Genomic DNA, 23,029 nt, shown 5'->3' with positions numbered 1-23,029 from the left:
GGCTCAGGAGCGCGCGGGCGGCGTGGTCCTGGCCACCTGCTCGGGGTCGGTGACCGCGACCGGGGCCACGATCTCGTCGATCCGCTCGAGCAGCCCCGCGTCCAGCTTCACGCCCGCGGCCTTGGCGTTCTCGCCGACCTGCTCGGGCCTCGACGCGCCGACGATCGCGGAGGAGACGTTGGGGTTCTGGAGCACCCACGCGATCGCGAGCTGGGCCAGGCTGAGCCCGGCCTCGTCGGCGAGCGGGCGGAGCCGCTGCACCGCATCGAGGACGTCGTCGCGAAGGAAGCGCGAGATCATGTTGGCGCCGCCCTTCTCGTCCGTGGCGCGCGAGCCCGCGGGCGGCTGCTGGCCGGGCAGGTACTTGCCGGTCAGCACGCCCTGGGCGATCGGCGACCAGACGATCTGGCCGAGGCCGAGCTCCTCCGAGGTCGGGATGACCTCGCTCTCGATGACCCGCCACAGCATCGAGTACTGCGGCTGGCTCGAGACCAGCGGGATCCGCAGCTCGGTGGCGAGGGCGTGGCCCCGGCGGATCTGGTCGGCGGTCCACTCCGAGACGCCGATGTAGTGCGCCTTGCCCGCGTGGACGATGTCGGCGAACGCCGTCATCGTCTCCTCGAGCGGCGTGGACACGTCGAAACGGTGCGCCTGGTACAGGTCGACATGGTCGGTCTGGAGCCTGCGCAGCGAGTTGTCGATGGACTCCATGATGTGCTTGCGGGAGAGCCCGCGGTCGTTCTTGCCGGGGCCCGTGGGCCAGAAGACCTTGGTGAAGATCTCGAGTCCCTCCCGGCGCTCGCCCTTCAACGCCCGGCCGAGCACGGACTCGGCGCGGGTCTCCGCGTAGACGTCGGCGGTGTCGAAGGTGGTGATCCCGGCGTCGAGGGCCGCCCGCACACTGGCCGTGGCGGCGTCCTCCTCCACCTGCGAGCCGTGGGTGAGCCAGTTCCCGTAGGAGATTTCACTGATGAGAAGACCACTACGGCCCAGAAAACGATGCTCCATGAGGACAGGACCCTACGCCCGATTCGGTGATTCTCCTCATGGGCCGTCCGCATGCCGGATGCCCCACCCCTCGACGGGCGCCCGGCCGATGACATGGGTGAACGGTCCCGGCGCGGCCAGGTGACGCACGGGTGCCCACCCCGTTCGCCCGGTGACCGCCGGTGCCGCGGGCTCGGGCGCGAGGGCCGTCGTGCCGCGGGTCGAGGAGGCGATCGGCCCGCGCGCGGCCCTCGGGTCCGCCGTTTAACGTCGTCGGTAGCGGAGGGTCCTCCGCTCATCGAACGTATCGGCGGGCCGCCCCGGGCACCCCAGGGGAGACGAGAGGGAACATGACTGCCACCACCCCCATCACCACGCCGTTCGGGGCGGATTCAACGGCCGCCGAGGTCATCGCCGGGGTCGATCTGCACGGGCGCCGTGCGGTGGTGACCGGCGCGGCGTCCGGGATCGGGATCGAGACGGCGCGGGCGCTCGCGGACGCGGGCGCCGAGGTCGTCCTCGCGGTGCGGGACACCGCCGCGGGGCGGCGGACGGCCGAGGACATCACGGCCACCACGGGGAACGACCGCCTCGTCGTCGCGCCGCTCGACCTGGCCGACCTGCCGTCGATCTCGTCGTTCACGGCCGCGTGGGAGGGGCCGTTGGACATCCTGGTGAACAACGCGGGGGTCATGGCGATGCCGGAGACGCGCACGCCGCGCGGGTGGGAGATGCAGTTCGCGACCAACCACCTGGGCCACTTCGCGCTGGCCACCGGGCTGCACGGGGCGCTCGCCGACGCGCGCGACGCGCGGGTCGTCTCGGTCAGCTCGTCGGGGCACCTGCGGTCACCCGTGGTGTTCGAGGACATCGATTTCCGCGAGCGGCGCTACGACCCGTGGCTGGCGTACGGGCAGTCGAAGACCGCGAACGTGCTGTTCGCGGTGGAGGGGGCCAAGCGCTGGGGGAAGGACGGGATCACCGTCAACGCCCTGATGCCCGGCGGGATCAGTACCAATCTGGGCCGGTACCTCTCCGATGAGGAGATCGAACGCGCCAGGCGCTCGCAGTCGTCCGACGGGGAGGCGCCCACGTTGAAGACACCCGAGCAGGGGGCCGCGACCTCGGTGCTGCTCGCCGCGTCGCCGCTGCTCGACGGGGTGACGGGCCGGTACTTCGAGGACTGCAACGAGGCGGGGCTCAACCAGCCGGGCTCGCGCCGTGGCGTCGCGCCGTTCGCGATCGACCCCGAGGCGGCGGCGCGGCTGTGGGAGGTGTCGGAGCGGCGCGTGACGGAGTGACGCGGGTGCCGGTCTCCCCGCCCACCCGGGTCCGCGGGCGCGGGTGGGCGGGGGCGGACCGTTCGGCCTCGGTCAGCTGAACGCCGCCTCGACGTCGGCGCGTTCGGCCGCGTCGGGGTAGCGGTTGGCGCAGTCGACGCCGCCGGTCGAGCCGGACATCAGGCTGGAGCAGGGGCCCGGCTTGATGTCGGGCAGGCCCAGGATGTGGCCGAGCTCGTGCGCGGCGATGCGGATGGTGTCATAGCCGTCATCGACGGCTTGACGGCCCATCCAGACGATGCCGTTGCCCAGACTGGTGGTCAGGGCGCGGGGCCAGCCGTCGTCGGCGACGATGGTGATGTTGGCGTCCGCGCCGGGGGCGGCGGGTTCGAGGCGGACGCTGGTCACGCTCTCGTTCCACACGGCGGCGCCGCTGTGGACGGCGTCGGTGAGCTCGGCGCTGCCGCTCGCGTCATAGGTGAGAACGGTGGCCTGTGTGGGGGTGGGGGTGGGGGTGGGTGCCGCGCCCGCCGTGGTCTGGGTGCCCACCAGCGTCAGCGTCACCAGGAGCATGGTCAGCAGCGCACGCGCGGCGTTTCGCAGTGTCATCGATCGGCCTCCCGGCCTTGTGTGGGGGAAGTACCCCCCGATCATGCCCATGTCATCGCGCGTCACGCATGGCCCCGCGCGCGAGGGCACGCGGGGCGCGAGGGGCGCGGGCGGGGGCGCGGGGGGCGCGGGCGGGCCGCGGCGCGCGGCGTCAGGACGCGGAGGCCAGCTCCTCGTACTCCGCGTCGGAGAGCTCCAACGTGGCCGCCGCGGTGTTCTCCTCCAGGTGCGCGACCGACGAGGTGCCGGGGATGGGCAGCAGCGCGGGGGAGCGCCGCAGGAGCCAGGCCAGCGCGAGCTGGGAGGTGGAGGCGCCGCGCTCCTCGGCCATCCTGGCAAGCGCGCCGCCCGGGCGGGCGAGCGAGCCCTTGGCCAGCGGCGTCCACGGGATGAACGCCATGTCATGGGCCTCGGCGTAGGCGAGGACGTCGTCGTCGGCGCGGTCGGCGAGGTTGTAGCGGTTCTGCACGGCCACGATCGGGGCCGTGCGCCCGGCCTCGGCGAGCGTCGCGGCGCTGACCTGGCTGAGCCCGATGTGCCGGATCTTGCCCTCCACGCGCAGCTCGCCGAGCACGCCGATCTGCTCGGCCAGCGGCACCTGCGGGTCCACGCGGTGCAGCTGGAAGAGGTCGATGCGGTCGAGGGCCAGGTTCCGCAGGCTCAGCTCGACCTGCTGGCGCAGATACTCGGGGCGGCCGAGCGGCACCCACTGCCCGGGGCCAGGGCGGACGAAGCCCGCCTTGGTGGCGATCACGACGCCCGAGGGATAGGGGTGGAGCGCCTCGCGCACCAGGAGCTCGGCGGTGAACGGGCCGTAGGAGTCCGCGGTGTCGAGGAACGTGATGCCCAGGTCGACGGCGCGGCGCAGCACCCGCACCGCCTCCCTGGGGTCCCGCGCCCCGCCCCACACGCCGGGCTCCACCAGCTGCATCGTGCCGAAGCCCAGGCGGTGGATCGTCAGGTCGCCGCCCAGCCGAAAGGTGCCGGACGCCTGTGCGAGCTGTTCGTTGACGGTCATGGGGTCAGGCTAGCCGCGCAAGGGTGACTTGCCCGTCTTTCATGGCGTTTGCCCGACATGAGCCTCACCGGGGCTCCCTCGTCGCCTCCGTCCCCTCAACACCCTCGCGGGACCCCTCCCTTGGGAGCGCCATAGGCTGTGCGCCCTGCGGCGTGCCCGCCGCCGGACACGTCCTCCGAGCCCCTCCCGCGAAAAGGGAACCGTGCGACCTTCCGTCACCGTCCGCCTCTGTGCGGGCACTCGTGGCACTGGCGGCGCGACCGCGGCAGGCCGGCTCCGCGCCGTTCGCCCTACCTCCAGGAGGCCGACATGACCGACCCCGGCAACGACCGACCCGACGTCCCTGCGCCGCCACCGGAGACAAGACCGCCGACCGGGGCGCCACCGGCCGACGGCGCGCCCTCTGACGCGCCCTCACCCCGGAAGGCGATCCCCGAGCAGGCCGAACCGGCCGACGCCGAGCCTCAGGACGCGCCGCCGCCCTCGGCGGAGCCGCCGACCGTTCCGCACCAGGCAGGCCCACCCGAGGGCCCGCCCGCCGCGCCGCCGGTGGCGCCGCCCGTGACGCCGCCTCCGCCGCCGGGGCCGCCGCCTTCGAGCGAGGCGCGGACCGAGATGCTCCCCGCCGCGCCGCCGCCCGCCACGCTGGCGTTCCCCGCCGCCGCTCCCCCGCCCCCGCCCTCGGTGCCGCCCACGGCGGGCATGCCGAGGGACCCGGGCACCGCGGCCACCGCCGCGCTGCTCAACCTGAGCGGCCTCGGCCTCGGTCACCTCTATCTGCGGCGCTGGGTGCGGGCCCTCCCCGCGTGGCTCGTCACGGGCGCGCTCCTCTTCGTCGCGCTGCCGGTCACCGCCGATGGCATCAACGGCCTGTGGGTCGTGCTGTGGCTCGTCGTCGCCCTGGCCACCGCGGCCGACGCCTACCGGCTCGCGGGCCCTGCCGCGCCGAACCGCCGCGGGCTCTGGATCCCGATCACCGCGGGGGTGCTGCTGCTCGCCCTGCCCGCCGCGGGGGTGGTCCTCTTCAACGACGCGCAGCGCCAAGCCCTCGAGGACGACCTCCAGGAGGTGCTCGCCGCCGCCGACGCGCGGGTCGAACGGGTCGGCGACGAGCCGTTCGGGGACGCGGAGGACACCTACCGCTCGGCGCTCGGCCAGTACCTCGGGGTGCGGGACGACCACCCCGACACCGACGCGGCGGGCGAGGTGCCCGACCGGCTCGACGCGCTGTACGAGGACGCGACGGCCGCGCGCACCGGCGAGGACGACTGCGCGGGCGTGGTGCCGCTGCGCTTCTTCGTGGGCCTGCCCGAGGAGTTCGACGACTCCGAGGCGGAGCGGCTGGCCGAGCGGGCGGGCGGCGCGCTGCCAGGACCGTTGCACGGCTGCGGCGTCTCGCAGATCGCCTCCGACCCCGAGGCGGCCGGGGAGTCGCTGCGCGAGCTGCTCGACGAGCACGGCGAGAGCGAGCAGGCGACCGGGCTGCCTGGCGAGCTCGGCGACCGGCAGCGGACGGCCGTCGACGGCATCGGCGGCGACGCCCCGTGCGCGTCGCTCGACGAACTGCGCTCGCTCAACACGCTGTTCGCCGGGCTGCCTGGCGCGGAGTTCACCCAGCTGGCCGACGACGGGCAGGGGCCGATCCCCGAGGGCCTCTACCAGTGCGGCACCGACAGCTTCCTCGGCGGCTCCTACGACGTCGCCGACACCCACCTCAACGAGCTGGTGACCGACCACCCGGGCCATGAGCGCGTCGACCACGCGCAGAAGGTCCTGATCGCCAGCCAGATCGCGGCCGAATACCCACCCGCGGGCGAGGAGTTGCCGCCGGAGAACGACGGCGGCGGCGCCACGGTGACGGTAGAGGTCCTCAACGACTCCCCGCAGGAGCTGGAGATCCTCTGGACCGGGCCGACCACGGGATCGCAGACGGTGGGCCCGTGCGACGGCTGCTCGGTCTACCCGGTCGACCCGGGTGACTCCTCGTGCTCATCGGGCACCGACTATCCCACCACCACGCTCCAACTGCCCGCCGGTGACTACCACTTCCTGCACCGGTCCCCCGGCCTCTCCATGCGCACCCTGACCGAGACCAGCTCGTTGAACGCGGACTTCATCTACACGTGGTGCTCCTACACCACGGAGGAGGACCTGTTGTTCCCCGATCTGCCCGACCTGCCCGACCTTGAGGGCGGCACGGACGCGTGACCCGCGCGTGAAGGCCCGGGGGCGCCCGGGCCTTCACGCTCAGTGGCTCGGCCGCGCTCAGTGGCTCGGCCGCGCTCAGTGGCTCAGCGCGCGGGAGAGCGACCAGGCGGCCCACAGCTCGGCGTAGACGCCGCCCGCGGTGGAGAGTTCGTCGTGGGTGCCGGTCTCGACCACGCGGCCGCCGTCCATCACCACGATCCGGTCGGCCGAACGCGCCTGGCTGAGCCGGTGCGCGACGATCAGCGCCGTGCGGCCCTCGAGGGCGCGTTCGGCGGCGCGTTCGAGGGAACGGGCGCCCGCGCTGCCCGCCTCCGCGGTCGCCTCGTCGAGCACCGCGACCGGCGGGTCGGCCAACACCAGGCGGGCGAGGGCGAGTTGCTGGGCCTGGGTGGCGGTGAGGCGGTGGCCGCCCTCGCCGACGACCGTGGCGAGGCCCTCGGGCAGCGCCTCGGCCCAGGCCCGGGCGCCGACCCGTTCGAGCGCGGCGAGCAGCTCGGGCCCTGACGCGTCGGGGCGGGCCAGCAGCAGGTCCTCGGCGAGCGGCCCCGCGAAGACGTGCACCTCCTGGGTGACCAGGCCGACGTCGCCGACGACGGTGACCGCGCCCGTGGTGGGCGGGTGGATCCCGGCGATCAGCTTGGCCAGCGTCGTCTTGCCCGCGCCGCTCGCGCCCACGAGGGCGACGCGCTCGCCCGGCGCGAGCGTCAGGTCGAGGCCGTGCAGCACGGGCCGCCCCGGCTGGTAGGCGTAGCCGAGGCCGCTGACGGTGACGGCGGCGCCGGGCACGGGCGTCGCGCGGCGGCCGACCGACTCGGCGTCGTCGGCGTCCGGTTCGAGGTCGGCCACGCCGATCAGGCGGGCGAGCCCGGCCTGGGCCGCCTGCGCGTCGTCCATCAGCACGAGGGCGGCGTTGACCGGGTTGAACAGGCTGTGGAAGTACAGCGCGGCCGCGGTGGCCGTGCCGATCGAGACGGAGCCGCCGCGCACCAGCAGGAAGCCGGTCACCAGGACCGCGGCGAGGCCCGCGTACTCGGCGATGTGCAGGCGGGCGTAGAAGCTGAGGAGCAGCCTGATACCGCGCTTGGTGACGCCGACCGCGACCCCCGAGCGCTCGGCGACCCGGGCGGCGTGCCGGTCCTCGATCCTGAACGCGCGCACGGTGGACGCCCCGCCGATGGTGTCGAGCAGCTGCTGTTGCTGGGCGCCGGTGACGACGCGCTGCTCGGCGTAGAGGGGGACGGCGCGCCCGACGTACCAGCGGGCGGTGTGCGCCTGGACGGGCACGGCGATCAGCGCGGCGAGCAGGAAACGCCAGTCGAGGACGGCGAGCGCGCCCAGGGTGAGGACGATGGCGAGCAGCGAACGGACCAGCTCGGGAAGGGCGTTGCGCACCGCCTGCGCCACGGTGGTGACATCGGCGGTGACCCGCGCGGTGAGGTCGCCCGAGCCCGCCCGCTCGATCCGCGCCAGGGGCAGGCGCAGGGCGCGTTCGAGAAAGCGCTCGCGCAGCCCGGCCAGGGCGGTCTCGCCGAGCCGTGAGAAGAGGGAGAGGCCGAGCGCGGTGCCGATGCCGTGGGCGAAGGCGACGGCGGCGATCAGCAGGACCGGCACGGTGAGCGCGCCGACGGGGCGGCGCTCGGCGACCTGGTCCACGATGTGGCCGAGCAGCGGCTGGGTGAGCAGCCCGACGGCGGTGGCCGCGGTCATGGTGAGCGCGGCGGCCAGGCCCAACGCCCGGTGCGGGCCGATCAGTTCGCGCACGGCCGCGCGGGTGCGCGGCCCGGTGGCGACGGGCAGCAGCTCGCGGGGCTGCTCGGCGGGGCCCGTCATGAGAGAACCGCCTCTCGGTAGGCCGGGTGCCGTTCCACCAGGACATGGTGGGGCGCGGCGTCCACGGTGCGGCCCTCGTCGATCAGGACCACGCGGTCGCTGACGGCCAGCAGGGCGGGGCTCGTGGTGATCAGCAGGGTGGTGCGGTCGGGCCGCCCGCCGCGCAGCGCGCGCAGCCCCGCGGCGATGCGCGCCTCGGTGACGGCGTCGATGGCGGTGGTCGGGTCGTGCAGCACGAGGACGGGCGGGTCGGCGGCCAACGCGCGGGCCAGCGCGAGGCGTTGACGCTGGCCGCCGGAGAGCGACCGGCCGCGTTCGCCCACGGGGGTGGCCAGGCCTCTCGGCAGGGAGCGGACCATCTCGTCGGCGCCCGCAGCGGCGAGTGCGGGGGCGAGGTCCGCGCCGTCGGGCGCGCCCGCGGCGACGTTGGCCTCGACGGTGCCGCCGAACAGGTCGGCGTCGTGCGCGGCGACCAGCACGGTGGCACGCAGCGCCGCGGGGTCGAGCCTGGTCAGCGGAACGCCGTCCAACTCGGCGGCCCCGGACGGGGGATCGGCCTCGCGGCCCAGCCAGCGCAGCAGCTCCGTGGCATGGCCGGGGTCGGTGAGCGCGACGCCGAGCACCTCGCCGGGCGTCGTCTCCAGGTCGAGGTGGCGCAGCCCCTCGCCCGCGACGCCGCGCAGCCGCAGCACATGCCCGGTGGGCGGGGGCCCGGCGGGCGGGGCGCCGCCGGGGATCGCGGGCGGCGCGGCCAGCACGGCGGCGACCCGGGCGGCGGAGGCGCGGCCCTGGGCCAGCTCCGCGTTGATCCACGCGAGCCCGGCCAACGGGCCGAGCAGGAACAGCGCGAGGCCCACCGCCGACACCAACTCCCCCAGGCTGATCTCCCCTTGGACGCCGAGGCGCCCGCCGATGAGGGCGACGACGGCGATGAACACGCCCGTGAGGGCGGTGGTGAGCCCGGTCTGCCACGCCTCTGCGCGCGTGGACCGCAGCGTGGCGGCCAGCGCGGCGCGGCTGCCGCGCCGGTAGCGGGCGACGGCGGCGGGCACGGCCCCGATGCCCTTGAGGACGCGCAGCCCGGCCACCAGGTCGGCGGCGACGCCGGAGGCGTGGGCGGCGCGCTCCTGCTCGGCGGCGCTGTGGCGCTCGAGGGGCTTGCTCAGCAGGTGGCCGAGCCACAGCAGGAGGGGGGTGCCGACGAGGACGAGCAGGCCGAGGGTGAGGGAGATCCGCAGCAGCATGACGGCGCCGACGAGCAGGCCCGCGAGGACGGAGACGCCGAGCACGAGGGCGTTGGCCACGGAGCCGACGCGGCGGGTGTCCTCGGTGGCGATGCTGGTCAACGCGCCCGGCAGATGGCCGCGTTCGGCGCCGCCCCCGGGGTGCAGCACGCGCCCGACCAGCCGGAGACGCAGCTCGTGGCCCGCGTCGAGGGCGGCGTCCTCGCGGGCCTTGGCGCCCCAGCGGAAGCTGAACGAGAGGCCCAGGTAGACGGCGGCCAGGACGCACAGCCAGCGCACCAGCGACGCCCCGTCGCCGCCGTCCACGGCCCGGTCGATGATCACGCCGATGAGCACGGGGACCAGCGCCTCACCCGCCTGGTGCCCCGCCCCGAGCACGGCGCCGACCAGCAGCTTCCGCCAGTGGCCTCGCACCATCCCGCCCAACACCGATCTCCCCGTCGGCCCACTCCCTCGCACGCCCTGCCTCCGAACGGTGTCAACGGTGTATGCGCTCGTAGCTTAGGTGAGGCTCGCCTAAGTGGTCGATGGGGCACGGCCACGGAGGGCCCGGTGCCCCTTGCCGTCGGCCGCCGCTCTCGTCGTTCACCGCGTGCACGTTGAGCTCAGGTAGCAGGCGGGTTCCTTATCTGCCGCTTACCCGGGGTCGGGGTCTCTTCCGAAACGGGGCACGTTCTGTTCAACACAACGTGTGCGCCATTTCAAAAGACCACCCGCCCCGACATAAGCCGCGGATAAGCACCGGCGCGCTACATGAGCTCATCGTGCGCGAGGAATGAAAACGCTTCGGGCGGCCAGGGCAGGCCCGAAGGGTGCGCGCCACCGCAACCGACCACCGGGAGAACGGCCGCCAAGTACCGTAAGCGGCCGCGCCCGTTCGGCGTACGGTCCAAGCCAGCGACGACACCGGTCGTTTACCGAGACGGCCGCACACCCGACGCCCCCTCCCCCGTAGGTGCCAGCTCTTACCCGCACCCACCACGAAACCGACCAACCGGCAGACGGCGAACGGGAGGACGTCCAGCCCGTAGCCGCCCCGCCGCAAACCCACCCCCGCCAAGCGCCGCAGGCACCCCCGTTAAGGTGCACCGATGCATCGTCTCCTCCTCGCCGGTGGCTCCGTTCTCGACGTCAGGACCGGCAAGGTCGCCCCCGCCGACGTGGTGGTCGAAGGGGACCGCATCGCCGACGTGGGCGGCACAGGACTCGACGGGGACGACGCGGTGGACTGCGCGGGTCGGCTGCTGATCCCGGGGCTCATCGACTGCCACACGCACGTGGCGCTGACCCGGACGCCGAACGACCCGCTGGGGCTGCCGCGTTCGGCGCGGGCGCTCTCGATCGTGCCGGTGCTGCGGACACTGCTGCGGCTCGGGGTGACCACCGTCAGGGACGCCTGGGGCGCGGACGCGGGGATGCGCCTCGCCGTGGAGAGAGGGTGGATCGAAGGCCCCGAGATCCTCATCAGCCTGCGGCAGGTGTGCACCACGGGCGGGCTCGGCGACCACTGGCGGGCGCGCAGCGGGCCCCTCGACTTCTTCGGCGACCCGTCCATGCCCGACCCGGTCTTCGACGGCGAGGACGGGGCGCGCGCCGTGGTGCGACGCATGGTGCGGGCCGACGCCGACTGGATCAAGGTGACGGCGACCGGCTCGCTCGTCCTGGGCCGTGGCGTGCACGATGTGCAGCTCACCGATGGGGAGTTGGCGGCGCTGGTGGACGAGGCGGACCGGCAGGGCGGCCGGGGCGTGATGGTGCACGCGCACGGTGCGCGGGCCGCGGAGGCCGCGGCGCGCGCGGGGGCGCGCAGCGTCGAGCACGGCACGTATCTCGACGAGCGGGCCGTCGCCGCGATGGCCGAGGCAGGGACGTGGCTGGTGCCGACGCTGTCGACCACGCAGTCGGCGCCCGACGAGGCCCCCGATGGCGCGCCCGAGGCGCACCGCGCGTCGGTACGCCTCGCGCTGGACGCCGGTGTGACCTTCGCCATGGGGACGGACAACCCCGTGCGCCCGCACGGCGAGGCGCTGCGGGAGATCGCGCACCTGGCGGAGGCGGGACTCGGCGCCGCGGGCGCGCTGCGCGCGGCCACCCTGGACGCCGCCCGCCTGCTCGAACGGGCCGACGACCGGGGCGAGATCGCCGAGGGCAAGCGCGCCGACCTCGTGCTGCTCGACGGAAAGGACCTGGATGTGACGGCACTTGACACCCGCGTCCACGCCGTGTGGCACCGCGGGCGGCGCGTGGCCTGATCGGCCACGCGCCGTTCCGCGCGGGGCCGTTCAGCCGGTGGGGGCGATCGGGGCGATCAACGCGCCGACGGGGGCGGGGCGTTCGGTCGTGTGGGTGACCGGCAGGGAGACGCCCTGCTCGGCCGCGTCGAGGAGCGTCAGCATGGTGTCGAGCACATGGTCGGCCAGCTCGGCCGAGGCCAGATGCGGGCGGCCCTCGGCGAGTGACTCGGCCAAGTCCGCCAGGCCGACGCCCCGTTGGCCCTCCCGGTGGCCCGCCGTGTCGGGCAGCGGCTCCCACTCCCCTCCCCCGCCGCCGTGCAGGGCGGGGCGCCCGCCGAAGCCGTTGGGGTCGGGGACCGAGAGCGAGCCCTCCGTGCCGTGCACCTCGATGCGCGGCAGCCGCGCGGCGTGGATGTCGAAGCTCATGACGAGCGTGGTCAACGCGCCCCCCGCGTGCTCGAGGACGCCCGTCACATGCGTGTCCACCTCGACGGGAAAACGGGTCCCCGCCCGTGGCCCGCTGCCGATCGACCGCTCGGCCCGGTGCCGGGAGGCCGCCCCGGTGACCCGGACGACGGGGCCCAACAGGTGGACGAGCGACGACAGGTAGTAGGGGCCCATGTCCAACAGCGGCCCGCCGCCCCGCCGGTAGTAGAACTCCGGGTCGGGATGCCACCGTTCGTGCCCCGCGGTGGTCATGAACGCCGTGGCCGCGATCGGCTCGCCGACGCGCCCCTCGTCCACCGCCCGCCGCGCGGTCTGGGTGCCGGTGCCCAGCACGGTGTCGGGCGCGCACCCCACGCGCAGGCCCCCGGCGCGCGCCGCGGCCAGGATCGCCTGGGCCTCCTGGCGCGTCGCGGCCAGCGGCTTCTCGCCGTAGACGTGCTTGCCCGCGGCGAGCGCGGCCAGCGCGACGGGGGCGTGGACCGCGGGCACGGTCAGGTTCAACACCGCGTCCACGTCGTCGCGTTCGACCAGCTCGGCGGCCGAGCCCGCCACCGCGACCTGTCCACCGGCCTGTTCGGCCAGGTGCGCGGCGCGCGCCGGGTCCAGGTCGGCGACGGCGGTCAGGCGCAGGGCGGGCGCGTGCGCCAGGGTGCCGAGATAGGCGCCGCTGATCGCGCCCGCGCCGACGATGCCTATCCTCAGCGGCTGGCCCACAGCAGGCCCCTCTCGGTGATGGCGCGGACCTCGGGGACGTCGAAGTCGTCGAGCTTGTGGCCGATCGTGGAGACGAAGACGCGGCCGCCGCCCCACCTCCTGGTCCACACCGCGGGCATGACGACGGGCTCGGCGCGGACCTCGTCGGGCTCGAAGGTGAGGGTGGCCAGCACGTCGTTCATCGGGTCGGTGACCGTCCAGTACTGCTCGGTGTCGACGCGGAAGTCGCCCAGGCCCTCGATCACCGGGTGGTCGGCGCGGTCGGGGACGAGGCTGATCGCGTGGTCGACGAAGCCGGGCGGGTGGCGCAGGAAGGCGCCACCGGTGAGCAGTTGGTAGTCGTGGCTGGCGCGGAAGGCGTCCACGATGCCGCCGTGCCACCCGGCCAGGCCCGTCCCGGCCTGGACGGCGGCGGTCAGCCCGGCGCACTGCGCGGGGCTGATCTCGCCCATGGTCCAGCACTGCACGACGAGGTCGGTCGCCGCGAGCAGCGCGGCGTCCTCGTAGACATCGAGGGAGTCGGAGGTGCGGACGTGGAAGCCCTGGTCGGTGAGGAAGGGGAGGAAGAGGTCCGTGGCCTCGACGGGGCAGTGCCCGTCCCAGCCGCCCCGGACCACAAGGGCCTGTCGGCTCGCGGAGGTCACGGGGTCCCCACGCTCCCCGGGATTCCAGAAATCGTCATCAATCCCATGGGTCACCATTTCAACCCGTGCACACCCGTTCGAGCAAGAGAGGGTGCGCGTGGGGAGTTCACGCCCTCCCGCGCGCCCCTGGGCCCCGCCTACGGTTCCGGATACGCCGCGGCGCCGAACGGATCGGGCGCGGGAGTCCGGGTGGAAGGAGCACGGAGTGCCAGGTCAGCACGGGGACGGCACGGGTGGTCTCGGCGAGGACGGGCTGCCGGGGACGCCCTACGAGCCTCCGGCGCCGACGACGGACGGCAGCGCGCCGACCGGGGACGGGGAGCACCGGGATGACGACGAGGACACCAGGCGCGGCGGCTGACCCCGCGTGGGCGGCGGCGTTCGCGGCCGTGCCGAGGGCGGCGTTCCTGCCGAGGGTGATGTGGCCCTACGACGAGGAGCGCGAGGCGTTCGACGCCCTCGACCTGGCCCGCGATCCGGAGGGGTGGCGGCGGGCGGCCGAGGCGGATGTGCCGATCGTGACCCAGTGGGACGACGGCGCGCACGCCGGGAGCGGGCGCGGGGCGCACGCCACGAGCTCCGCCTCCACGCCCCGGCTCGTCGCCGCGATGCTGGCCGCCCTGGACGCCGAGCCGGGGATGCGCGTCCTCGAGGTCGGCACCGGCACCGGGTGGAACGCCGCGCTGCTCGCCCACCGCCTCGGCGAGCGCTCTGTCACCACGGTGGAGATCGACCCCGGGGTGGCCGCCACGGCCCGACGCGCCCTGCGCCGCGCCGGGTTGCGCCCCCGGGTGGTCGTCGGCGACGGGGCGCTCGGCGTGCCGGACGGCGGCCCGTACGACCGGATCATCGTCACCTGCGGGCTGCGCCGCGTCCCCAGGGAGTGGCTGGCGCAGGTGCGGCCCGGCGGCAGCATCCTGGCGCCCTGGGGCACGGCGTTCCGCGGGCGCGACGCGCTGGTGCGGCTGACCGTGCGCGGCGACGGCACGGCGGAGGGCCCGTTCCTCCAGGTGGTCAACTTCATGCCGATGCGCGCCCATCGCACCGCGCACCCCACGTTCCCGCCGGGGCTGCCGCTCACCGACACGCGCACCGGCGCCTGGCCGCCCCACGGCATGTGGCACCCGTTCCCCTTCCTGGCGGGGATGCGCGTCGAACGGGCCTCGCACGCCGTCCAGCGGCACGACGACGGTCACACGCAGTGGCTCTACGACCTGTCGGGCGCGGGCTGGACCGCGGCGGTGCGCCGGGAGCGCACGGGCCCCGGCGTGGTGGTGCGGCGCGCGGGTGAACGCCCCCTGTGGGACGAGCTGTTGGCCGCGTGGGAGTGGTGGCGTTCGGCGGGCGAGCCGCCGGTCGGGCGCTTCGGGCTCTCGGTCGACGACAAGGGCGAGACACCCTGGCTCGACCGCCCTGACCGGCCCGTTGACGCCACCGTGTGAGCCGCCGCGCCGGGGCGCGTGGGGAGCGGGGGGCGCACGGGGCGGCGGCCGGGGCGACACCATAGGGTCCGGGCATGAACGATGCGATATGGGCCGGCGTCCGGCAGCGCGTGCAGGCGCTGCGGGACCGGCCGGGGCACGACGCGGTGTTCGGCGCGATCGGACACGGCTTCGCGCTCGAAGACGTGCTCGACCCCGCCGAGTTGGCCGCGCTCGAGGACCAGGTGGGCGTCGAGCTGCCTGACGAGTACCGCGGCTTCCTGCTCGGGGTCGGCGCGGGGGGCGCGGGCCCCGCCTACGGGGTCTTCCCGGTCCGCAGGCGGCAGGGGCGTTGGGGGTGGGAGGGCGACGGCGCCACGCTCGTGGAGGTGAACCGGCTCGGCGAGCCGTTCCCGCGCCGCTGCGCCGACCCCGAGCGGCTGCGGGCGCTCCTCGAACAGCGGCCCGAGGAAGAGGACTTCGAGGGGACCGACGGCTTCGACGACGCGATCGAGTCCTGGGAGCGCGAGTGGGAGTCCGTGATGTGGTCGCGCGACCGCACGGTCGGGGCGATCGTCATCGCCCACCTGGGCTGCGCGCTGCGCCACTGGCTGGTCGTGAGCGGCCCCGAACGCGGGCTGATCTGGGCCGACCACCGGGTCGACGACGAGGACCTGATGCCGCTGCTCGACGACGAGGGAACGCCCGTGGGGTTCGCGGCCTGGTACCTGACCTGGCTGACCGAGGCGGAGCGGCGGGTCGCGGAGGGCGGCCACGCGGGCGCGAGGGACCGGCTCACATGCGGCGAGGACTGCGTCTTCGACGAGGAAGAGGGCTTCGCGGAAGGGGGCTTCGAGGAGGAGGACGGGGCCGGGGAAAGGGACGCGGCGGGGACCCGTTGAGGTGAACCCGCCGCGTCCGGCGGTCAGACGGCATCCAGCTCGGCCAACTCGTCGGCGGTGAGCGTCAGATCGGCCGCGTTCACCGAGTCACGGATCGTCTCGGGGCGGCTGGCGCCCGGAATCGGCACGACCACGGGGGACTTGGCCAGCATCCACGCCAGGCTCACCTGCTGCGGGCTCACGCCATGGACCTCGGCAACGCGGGCGAACGGCGCGAACCGCGAGCCGAGCGCGCCCGCGCTCGCGATGCCGCCGAGCGGGCTCCAGGGCAGGAACGCGATCCCCAGCTCGTCGCACAGCCGCAGCTCGGGCTCGCTCGAACGGAAGGCGGGCGAGAACTGGTTCTGCACGGAGACCAGTCGGCCCCCCAGAACCTCGTTGGCCTCCCTGATCTGCCCGGGGTCGGCGTTGGAGATCCCGGCGAACCGGATCTTGCCCGCGTCGAGCAGGTCCCGCACGGCGCCGACGGACTCGGCGTAGGGGACCTCGGGGTCGGGGCGGTGGAACTGGTACAGCCCGATGGCCTCCACGCCCAGCCGGCGCAGGGAGTCCTCGCACGCCCGCTTGATGTGCTCGGGCGAGCCGTCCAGGGTCCAGCTCCCGTCCCCCGGGCGCAGATGGCCGCCCTTGGTGGCCACCAGCACGTCCGCGCCCGCGCCGTGGGAGGCGAGCGCCTTGGCGATGAGGGTCTCGTTGTGGCCGACCTCGTCGGCGTCCCTGTGGTAGGCGTCCGCGGTGTCGATGAACGTCACGCCGGCGTCGAGGGCCGCGTGAATGGTGGCGAGGGACCGTGCCTCGTCGGGTCGTCCCTCGATGGACATGGGCATGCCGCCGAGGCCGATCGCGCTGACCTCGGCGTCACCGATGCGACGAGAGTGCATGTTGTGTCAAGCCCTTCCTCGGCTCCATGTGCCGCTGCCGTGCGGCACAGATGACAGCCTCACGCGCCCATGAACAGAAGTCCAATAGAAGAAACCGAATGCATTGATGAGCTAGGCTTCTCAATCATGGAGCTGCGGCATCTCGAGTACTTCGTCGCGGTCGCGGAGGAGCGCCACTTCACGCGCGCCGCCCGGCGGTTGATGATCTCCCAGTCGGGCCTGTCCGCCTCGGTGCGGGCGCTGGAGCACGAGCTGGGCGCGCCGTTGTTCGTGCGCTCCACCAGGAGCGTGGAGCTGACCGCCGCGGGCCGCGCCCTGCTGGCCGAGGCCACCCGCGCCCTGTCCAGCGTGCGGGCCGCCAAGGAGGCGGTGGCGGCGGTGCAGGGCCTGGTCAGGGGCGTGCTGTCGATCGGCACCGAGCAGTGCATCGCGGGCGTGGACATGCCCGCCCTGCTGGCCCGCTTCCGCTCCGAGCACCCGGCCGTGGAGATCAGGCTGCGGCAGGCGGGCGCGACGGCGCTCGTCGACGACGTGGCCGCGGGGCGGCTCGACCTGGCGTTCGCGGCGGTGTGCGGCAGGCCGCCCGAGGGCGTTCGGCTGCTGCCCATGGCCCGCGCGCCCATGGTCGTGCTGTGCCACCCCGGGCACCGGCTGGCCGAGGCGGGAAAGGTGGCGTGGGACGAGCTGGGCGACGAGGTGTTCGTCGACTTCCACCCCGACTGGGGCGCGCGGGTGGTGACCGACCGGGCCTTCGCCGAGTCACGGGTGCACCGCGGGGTCGCCCTTGAGGTCAACGACGTGCACAGCCTGATCGACCTGGTGCACCACGGCCTCGGCATCGCCGTCGTGCCGCGGCCGCTCGCCCGCAAGGAGCACGCGGCCGGGCTGCGGGCGCTCGACCTGGTGGGCGCGGAGGAGCAGACGTGGGAGGTCGCGGCCGTGCTGCCCGACGAGGACAGGCTGAGCCCGGCCGCCCGCGAGCTGCTCACCTATCTGGCCTGAGCCGCTCGGGCGACGCCGACGCGGACGCCGACGCCCCGGGCCCTGACCGCACGCGGCGGACCGGGACCCGGGGCGTCGGCGCCGCCTCGGAGGGAGGACCCCAGGGAGCGCGACCCGGGAGCGAGACCCCGGAACGCGACTCAGGAACGAACGGTCTTCAGCGCGCGCGTCCAGCTCTCCAGCTGGTCGAACAGCGTCACGACCGCGTCCTCGTGCTGCGGCCCCGGCACGAACGTCGAGAAGTTCTCGAAGTCCGTGAAGAGGGAGAAGCTCAACTGCTGCCGCACATGGGCGATCTGGAGCTCGCTCGTGATGGCCCGCAGGTGCTCGATGGCGCGGGCGCCGCCGAGGGAGCCGTAGCTCACGAAGGCCGCGGCCTTGTTGTTCCACTCGCCGTAGATGTGGTCGATGGCGTTCTTCAGCACACCCGAGGTGGAGTGGTTGTACTCGGGGGTGACGAAGAGGAAGCCGTCGTACGACGCGATCTTGGCCGCCCACTTCTTGGTGTGCTCGCCCTCGTACTGCCCGAACGACGCCGGCACGGGCTCGTCGTAGTGCGGCAGCGGGTAGTCGGCGAGATCCACCAGCTCGTAGTCGGCGGCGCTGCGGGCCTTGGCCTTGTCCAGCACCCAGTCGGCGACGGCCTTGCCGTTGCGGCCGGGGCGCGTGCTGCCGAGGATGATCGCGATCTTCAAGTCAGCCATGTGTGGTCTTCCGTGGAGACGTGGGAGCGGGGAGCGCGCCGGAGCGACCGGCGTCGACGGGGGCCACCCCGCACTGAAAATTGCTTGCGTCAGCAATGCTAGGGGGGCACCCGGCGCGGCGCAAGCGCGACCCGCGGGGCCGGGAGCGGCATACTCTGCCCATTACTTGCTCAGTGAAGCAAGCTACTATGGGCCCATGGGTAACCCCGCCGACGCCCCCCTCCAGCCTCACGAGGAGCGCTTCTGGCGTGCCCTGATGCGGGTCCTTGTCGCCCTCCCCCGGGGGCTCGACGACGACTTGTTGCGCGGGACCGGGCTGACGCTGACCGAGTACACGGTCCTCATGCACCTCTCCGAGGCGGGCAACCGTGAGCTGCGCATGACCGACCTCGCCGCGGCGACGGCGTTGTCCGCGAGCCGGATCACCCGGGTCGTGGACTCGCTCCAGTCGCGCGGCCTCGTCGCCAAGCGGCGTCACGCGGAGGACGCGCGCGGCAACGTCGCGGGGCTCACGGACAAGGGGTTCGAGCGGCTCGTCGGCGCCTGGCCCGCGCACCTGGCGAGCGCGCGGCGGCGGGTGATCGATCACTTGGACTGCGCGGCCCTTGACGGTCTCGCCGATCAGTTCGTCGAGGTGGCCGCCAAGTTGGACCCCGGCGGCCCCACCCGCCCCTGCTGAACGTTCCCTCGTTCAACAAGGGAACGAGACGGCCAGCGGATCCGGCCGACGGGCGACCGCGGCGTTCAGGGGCGATGCGCCCGCGGCGCGCAACCACCCCGGCCCCGAACCCGTCCGAGTACCCACGCCGCGCCGTGCGGACCCCCGGGGCGGCGATTCCGTTTCGAGGGGCGTGGCGAAGGACACTCGTGCCGCGCCACCAGCGGTTTGGGGACGCCTATGAGCCATATCGCCGGAGTCGAGAAGGTCCTCGCTCCCTACCGACACGCGCAGGGGGACATCACCCGGCTGGCCCGTGCCTGCCTGCCGGACGCCAACGGGGCCCTTCTCGAACGGGTGCACGCCTCCGCCCGGGTGAGCCACCGGCACACCGCGCTGCCCCTTGACGCCTACCCGGGGCTCGACGGGTTCGGGGGGCGCAACGAGGCGTTCGTCGCCGCCGCGGTGCGCATGGGCGCCGACGCCGTGTCGGGCGGGCTGCGCGCCGCCGGGGTGGCGCCCGACGAGGTCGACCTGCTGATGTTCGTGTCCACGACCGGCCTCGCCGCCCCCTCGATCGACGCGCGCCTGGTCGAACGGCTCGGGCTGCGCGCCGATGTCAAGCGCCTGCCGGTGTTCGGCCTCGGCTGCGCCGCGGGGGCGGCCGGGATCGGGCGGCTCCACGACTACCTGTGCGGCTGGCCCGAGCACGTGGCGGTGCTCCTGTCCGTCGAGCTGTGCTCGCTCACCTTCAGGCGCACCGACCCCTCCCCCGCCAACCTCGTGGGCACCGCCCTCTTCGGCGACGGCGCGGCCGCCGTCGTCGCCAGGGGCGAAGGGCGCCGCCCCGCCCCCGGCGAGGGGCCAGCCGTGGTGGCGTCCCGCAGCCGCCTCTACCCCGGCACCGAGCGCGCGATGGGCTGGGACGTCGCCGACGACGGCTTCGGCATCGTGCTCGACCCCGGGATCCCCGACATCGTGCGCGCCCATCTCGCGGCGGACGTCGACCAGTTCCTCGCCGACCACAAGCTGACGCGGGACGACATCGGCGCCTGGGTCTGCCACCCCGGCGGACCCAAGGTCCTCATGACCATGGCGGAGACCCTCGCCCTCCCCGACGGCGCCCTCGACATCACATGGCGCTCGCTCGCGGCGATCGGCAACATCTCCTCCGCCTCGGTGCTGCACGTGCTGCGGGACACCATGGACCGCCGTCCACCGGCGGGCACCTGGGGTCTGCTGACGGCCCTCGGCCCGGGGTTCGCCTCGGAGCTCGTCCTGCTGCGCTGGTGAGGGAGGCGACACATGGTCAGATACCCCCTGCTGATCGCGGGCGTCGCGGCGGAACGCCTCGCCGAGCTGCGCGTCGCCCGCCGGAACGCCGCCTGGAGCCGGGCGCGCGGCGGCGTCGAGGCGGGTCGGCGGCACTATCCGCTCCTGGTGGCCACGCACACGGGGCTGCTGGCCGGATGCCTGGTCGAGACCCGGGCGGCGCACCGGCCGTTCGTGCCCGCCCTCGGGTGGCCCATGGCCGCGGTCGTGCTGGGCGCCCAGGGCCTGCGCTGGTGGTGCATCCGCTCGTTGGGGCCCCGCTGGAACACCCGCGTCATCGTGGTCCCCGGGCTGCCGCTCGTCGCGAGGGGCCCCTACCGGTGGCTGCGCCACCCCAACTATGTCGCCGTGGTGGCCGAGGGCGTCGCGCTGCCGCTCGTCCACGGGGCATGGGTGACCGCCGCCGCGTTCACCCTGGTCAACGCGGCCGCCCTCGCCGTCCGCGTCCGCGCGGAGGACGCCGCGCTGGCCGAGGCGAAGGCCGCGCGCCCCGCCTCCGACGGACGCCGCCCGCCGTCGGCCGACGCCTGACCGCCCGCCCGAGCCGCCTTCGACGGCCATGTGCTCGAGACGCCGTGGGACCGGCTGCACGCCGCCCACTCCCCCGTGGGAGGAGGACGGCGAGACCTGGCGCCGCCTCCGGGGCACCTTCCCCGAGCGGCTCGCCGCCCACACGCGCGTGCAGACCTCCTACATCGACGGCAACGGGCTCATCCGCCGCCATGACTACCACAACGGGAAGGACCGAACGCCGCCGACCGGCGGTGCCGGGGCGGGACGTCATGTGCGGGAGCCGTCCGGCGCGCGGTCGCCGCCCGACCCCGTGCCGCCGCCGTCGCGCTGGTGGCCGCGGCGGGCGTCGCGGTCGAAGACGCCCAGGACCTCGCAGGGGCCGCCCTCGGCGCCGATGGCGTGCGGCAGCATGGTGGGGAACTCCGCGGCCTGGTTGGTCTCGACGCGGAGGCGGCGGTGGCCGAGCAGGAGGATCGCGGTACCCGACAGGACGACGAGCCACTCACGGCCCGGGTGGGCGCGCAGGCGCGAGGGGTTGTCGGGCGGCGGCTCGGTCAGGCGCTGGCGTACGACGCTCATGCCCGGGACGCCCTTCATGGGCCAGCGCATCAGGCCGTGCGCGCCGTCGATCATCGGGCTGGTGACAACGTTGTCCGCGGCCGTCTCCACCAGCTGGTCGAGGGACGTGTCCAGGGCCCGGGCCAGGGTGACCAGCTGATCGAGCGCGAGGCGGCGCTGACCGTTCTCGATGCGGGAGAGCGTCGAAGGACTGACGTTGGCGCGGCTGGCCAGCTCATCGAGCGACCAGCCCTGTGCCACGCGCAGGGCCCTGATCCGTTTGCGTACCAGGCCGTCAAGCCCGCCATCGTCTTGCGTCATACGCAACATCGTATGCCTCTGATGCATATCCGGCGTACGGTCCCTTTCAGGTGGCCCGGAACGCCAGGGGCCACGCCCGAGGGAAACAGGGAAAGGGGACGAGGACATGGCCGAGGCGACTTCCGCGTACGCGACCGACGCGCTGCCCGGTGGGACCGTCGATGTCGTGGTGATCGGCGGCGGCGCCGCGGGCCTGAACGGCGCGCTGATGCTGGCCCGTTCCCGCCGTTCGGTCGTGGTGATCGACGGTGGCACCCCGCGTAACGCGCCCGCCGAGGCCATGCACGGCTTCATCGTGCTGGACGGGACCCCGCCGGGCGAGCTCCTGGAGCGGGGCCGGGAGCAGGTGCGCGGGTACGGCGGCCGGGTGGTCTTCGGCGAGGTGGCCTCGGCCGAGCCCGCCGCCCCCTCGCGCGAGGGCGATCCGCGCTTCGCCGTCACCCTGGCCGACGGCCGCGCGGTGACAGCCCGCCGAGTGCTGGTGGCCAGCGGGCTGCGCGATGTGCTGCCGAACGTGCCAGGGCTCGCCGAGCACTGGGGGCGCGGCGTCGTGCACTGCCCGTACTGCCACGGCTGGGAGGTGCGCGATCAGCCCATCGGCGTTCTCGCCACCGGCCCCGCGTCGGTCCACCACGCCATGCTTTTCCGTCAACTGACCGACGACCTCGTCTACTTCACCCGCGGCGGCGAGCTGGACGAGGGGAGTCGCGCGCGTTTCGCCGCCCGGGGCGTCCGCGTCGTCGACACCCCGGTGGGCGAGGTCGCCGCGGCCGAGGGCGGCGGCATCGCGGGCGTGCGCCTGGCCGACGGAACGTTCGTGGCCCGCCGCTTCCTCGCCGTCGCCACGCGGATGCGGGCCAGGACCGAGGGCCTTGACGGCCTGGGGCTGCCGATGGAGGACCTGCCCGACGGCATGGGCCGCCGTTTCGCCTCCGGCATGGCAGGCACCACCGAGGTGCCTGGCGTGTGGGTGGCGGGCAACGCCACCGACCCGACCGCCCAGGTCGGCGCCTCCGCCGCGGCCGGTGCCCTGGCCGCCGCCCACATCAACGCGCACCTGGCCACCGCGGACACCGACGCCGCCATCGCCGCCATCGCCGCGGCGCGGGGCGACGCCACCAGCTGACCCCGGGCCGGATCATGGGCGGTGGCGGTCGGTGGACGAGCGGACCACCAGCTCGGTGGCCAGCTCAAGCCGGGTGGCTTCGAGGTGTTCGCCGCGGCACAGCCGCAGCAGGGTGCGCAGGGCGACCCTGCCCATGCCGGTCAGGGGCTGGCGGACGGTGGTCAGCGGCGGCACGGAAAGGCGCGTCGCGGGGAGGTCGTCGACCCCGACCACGCTGACGTCGTCGGGCACCCGCAGTCCGCACCGGCGCAGCGCCTCCCGCGCGCCCATGGCCATCGGGTCGTTGGCCGCGAACACGGCGGTGGGCGGCTCCGGCAGCCCCATGAGCCGACGGCAGCCGTCGAAGCCCGACGTCGGCGTGTGGTCGCCGACCACGGTGAGGCCGTCGTCGACCGG

The 23,029-nt window shown here is 74.4% G+C and carries 22 protein-coding genes; 11 read left to right on the top strand and 11 right to left on the bottom strand.

The features are described 5' to 3' along the window. Positions 1-3: 3 nt before the first annotated feature. Complete coding sequence (locus D7318_RS28140) at positions 4-1,008, bottom strand: aldo/keto reductase family protein (RefSeq protein ID WP_120700053.1); 1,005 nt, start codon at positions 1,006-1,008, stop codon at positions 4-6. A 329-nt stretch (positions 1,009-1,337) separates the two neighbouring features. Between D7318_RS28140 and D7318_RS28135 the strand changes: the two genes are divergently transcribed. Then, positions 1,338-2,288 carry an SDR family NAD(P)-dependent oxidoreductase gene (locus tag D7318_RS28135; protein ID WP_120700052.1) on the top strand — a complete coding sequence of 317 codons (951 nt, stop codon included), beginning with the start codon at positions 1,338-1,340 and terminating at the stop codon, positions 2,286-2,288. Positions 2,289-2,360: 72 nt separating this feature from the next. Here the strand turns inward: D7318_RS28135 and D7318_RS28130 are convergent, their stop codons facing one another. Next, positions 2,361-2,876: a snapalysin family zinc-dependent metalloprotease gene (locus D7318_RS28130; RefSeq protein ID WP_120700051.1), complete on the bottom strand. Its 516-nt coding sequence runs from the start codon at positions 2,874-2,876 to the stop codon at positions 2,361-2,363. Between the two features lie 151 nt (positions 2,877-3,027). Further along, positions 3,028-3,894 (bottom strand): aldo/keto reductase, encoded by an 867-nt coding sequence (locus D7318_RS28125; RefSeq protein WP_120700050.1) that lies wholly within the window; start codon positions 3,892-3,894, stop codon positions 3,028-3,030. Positions 3,895-4,203: 309 nt separating this feature from the next. Between D7318_RS28125 and D7318_RS28115 the strand changes: the two genes are divergently transcribed. Beyond that, positions 4,204-6,102 (top strand): hypothetical protein, encoded by a 1,899-nt coding sequence (locus tag D7318_RS28115; RefSeq protein WP_147437845.1) that lies wholly within the window; start codon positions 4,204-4,206, stop codon positions 6,100-6,102. A gap of 75 nt (positions 6,103-6,177) precedes the next feature. Here D7318_RS28115 and D7318_RS28110 read toward each other — a convergent pair whose 3' ends face one another. Together D7318_RS28110 and D7318_RS28105 are read right to left on the bottom strand one after the other, a co-directional pair. Then, positions 6,178-7,932 (bottom strand): ABC transporter ATP-binding protein, encoded by a 1,755-nt coding sequence (locus D7318_RS28110; protein ID WP_120700047.1) that lies wholly within the window; start codon positions 7,930-7,932, stop codon positions 6,178-6,180. Then, positions 7,929-9,593: an ABC transporter transmembrane domain-containing protein gene (locus D7318_RS28105; protein WP_183091516.1), complete on the bottom strand. Its 1,665-nt coding sequence runs from the start codon at positions 9,591-9,593 to the stop codon at positions 7,929-7,931. The genes D7318_RS28110 and D7318_RS28105 overlap by 4 nt, the downstream gene beginning before the upstream one ends. Positions 9,594-10,267: 674 nt before the next feature. Between D7318_RS28105 and D7318_RS28100 the strand changes: the two genes are divergently transcribed. Then, positions 10,268-11,428: an amidohydrolase family protein gene (locus D7318_RS28100; RefSeq protein ID WP_120700045.1), complete on the top strand. Its 1,161-nt coding sequence runs from the start codon at positions 10,268-10,270 to the stop codon at positions 11,426-11,428. A gap of 30 nt (positions 11,429-11,458) precedes the next feature. Here the strand turns inward: D7318_RS28100 and D7318_RS28095 are convergent, their stop codons facing one another. Together D7318_RS28095 and D7318_RS28090 are read right to left on the bottom strand one after the other, a co-directional pair. Beyond that, entirely contained in the window at positions 11,459-12,571 is a 1,113-nt protein-coding gene (locus D7318_RS28095) for a Gfo/Idh/MocA family protein (RefSeq protein WP_120700044.1), read from the bottom strand. Then, a complete protein-coding gene (locus D7318_RS28090) occupies positions 12,556-13,215 on the bottom strand; it encodes a ThuA domain-containing protein (RefSeq protein ID WP_230424157.1) in 660 nt (219 codons plus the stop codon). The genes D7318_RS28095 and D7318_RS28090 overlap by 16 nt, the downstream gene beginning before the upstream one ends. A 205-nt stretch (positions 13,216-13,420) precedes the next feature. Between D7318_RS28090 and D7318_RS33095 the strand changes: the two genes are divergently transcribed. The 3 genes from D7318_RS33095 to D7318_RS28080 all read left to right on the top strand — a co-directional run bounded on the left by D7318_RS33095 (position 13,421) and on the right by D7318_RS28080 (position 15,538). After that, positions 13,421-13,576 (top strand): hypothetical protein, encoded by a 156-nt coding sequence (locus tag D7318_RS33095; RefSeq protein ID WP_183091515.1) that lies wholly within the window; start codon positions 13,421-13,423, stop codon positions 13,574-13,576. Continuing rightward, positions 13,545-14,657 (top strand): methyltransferase domain-containing protein, encoded by a 1,113-nt coding sequence (locus tag D7318_RS28085; protein ID WP_120700042.1) that lies wholly within the window; start codon positions 13,545-13,547, stop codon positions 14,655-14,657. The genes D7318_RS33095 and D7318_RS28085 overlap by 32 nt, the downstream gene beginning before the upstream one ends. 74 nt (positions 14,658-14,731) lie before the next feature. Next, positions 14,732-15,538: an SMI1/KNR4 family protein gene (locus tag D7318_RS28080; protein ID WP_329604601.1), complete on the top strand. Its 807-nt coding sequence runs from the start codon at positions 14,732-14,734 to the stop codon at positions 15,536-15,538. A 23-nt stretch (positions 15,539-15,561) separates the two neighbouring features. Here the strand turns inward: D7318_RS28080 and D7318_RS28075 are convergent, their stop codons facing one another. Beyond that, positions 15,562-16,419: an aldo/keto reductase gene (locus D7318_RS28075; RefSeq protein ID WP_120700041.1), complete on the bottom strand. Its 858-nt coding sequence runs from the start codon at positions 16,417-16,419 to the stop codon at positions 15,562-15,564. Between the two features lie 126 nt (positions 16,420-16,545). Between D7318_RS28075 and D7318_RS28070 the strand changes: the two genes are divergently transcribed. Continuing rightward, on the top strand, positions 16,546-17,421 hold the full coding sequence (locus D7318_RS28070; RefSeq protein WP_120700040.1) for a LysR family transcriptional regulator: 876 nt from the start codon (positions 16,546-16,548) through the stop codon (positions 17,419-17,421). A 140-nt stretch (positions 17,422-17,561) separates the two neighbouring features. Here the strand turns inward: D7318_RS28070 and D7318_RS28065 are convergent, their stop codons facing one another. Then, the gene (locus D7318_RS28065) at positions 17,562-18,125 is read right to left on the bottom strand and encodes an NADPH-dependent FMN reductase (protein ID WP_120700039.1); all 564 of its coding nucleotides are present in this window, start codon (positions 18,123-18,125) and stop codon (positions 17,562-17,564) included. A 196-nt stretch (positions 18,126-18,321) separates the two neighbouring features. Here D7318_RS28065 and D7318_RS28060 point away from each other — a divergent pair, with 196 nt between their 5' ends. From D7318_RS28060 to D7318_RS28050, 3 genes are all read left to right on the top strand, one after another. After that, complete coding sequence (locus tag D7318_RS28060; RefSeq protein WP_120700038.1) at positions 18,322-18,804, top strand: MarR family winged helix-turn-helix transcriptional regulator; 483 nt, start codon at positions 18,322-18,324, stop codon at positions 18,802-18,804. A 219-nt stretch (positions 18,805-19,023) separates the two neighbouring features. Next, positions 19,024-20,076, top strand: coding sequence for a type III polyketide synthase (locus D7318_RS28055; protein WP_120700037.1), 1,053 nt, complete (start codon positions 19,024-19,026; stop codon positions 20,074-20,076). 12 nt (positions 20,077-20,088) lie between these two features. Further along, positions 20,089-20,646 (top strand): isoprenylcysteine carboxyl methyltransferase family protein, encoded by a 558-nt coding sequence (locus D7318_RS28050; protein ID WP_120700036.1) that lies wholly within the window; start codon positions 20,089-20,091, stop codon positions 20,644-20,646. A gap of 249 nt (positions 20,647-20,895) precedes the next feature. On the opposite strand, the gene D7318_RS28045 is transcribed toward D7318_RS28050, so the two are convergent. After that, positions 20,896-21,507: a helix-turn-helix domain-containing protein gene (locus D7318_RS28045; RefSeq protein ID WP_120700035.1), complete on the bottom strand. Its 612-nt coding sequence runs from the start codon at positions 21,505-21,507 to the stop codon at positions 20,896-20,898. 106 nt (positions 21,508-21,613) lie between these two features. Here D7318_RS28045 and D7318_RS28040 point away from each other — a divergent pair, with 106 nt between their 5' ends. Next, positions 21,614-22,633: an NAD(P)/FAD-dependent oxidoreductase gene (locus tag D7318_RS28040; protein WP_120700034.1), complete on the top strand. Its 1,020-nt coding sequence runs from the start codon at positions 21,614-21,616 to the stop codon at positions 22,631-22,633. A gap of 12 nt (positions 22,634-22,645) precedes the next feature. Here the strand turns inward: D7318_RS28040 and D7318_RS28035 are convergent. Continuing rightward, positions 22,646-23,029, bottom strand: a 384-nt coding sequence (locus D7318_RS28035; protein WP_183091759.1) for a substrate-binding domain-containing protein, incomplete at its 5' end; no start/stop codon positions are given.

The sequence above is a fragment of the Streptomyces radicis genome, assembly GCF_003626575.1.
Taxonomy (GTDB): domain Bacteria; phylum Actinomycetota; class Actinomycetes; order Streptomycetales; family Streptomycetaceae; genus Streptomyces; species Streptomyces radicis.
The sequence above is the reverse complement of the archived record's forward strand: the minus strand, read 5'-3'. Positions and strand labels throughout refer to the sequence as shown.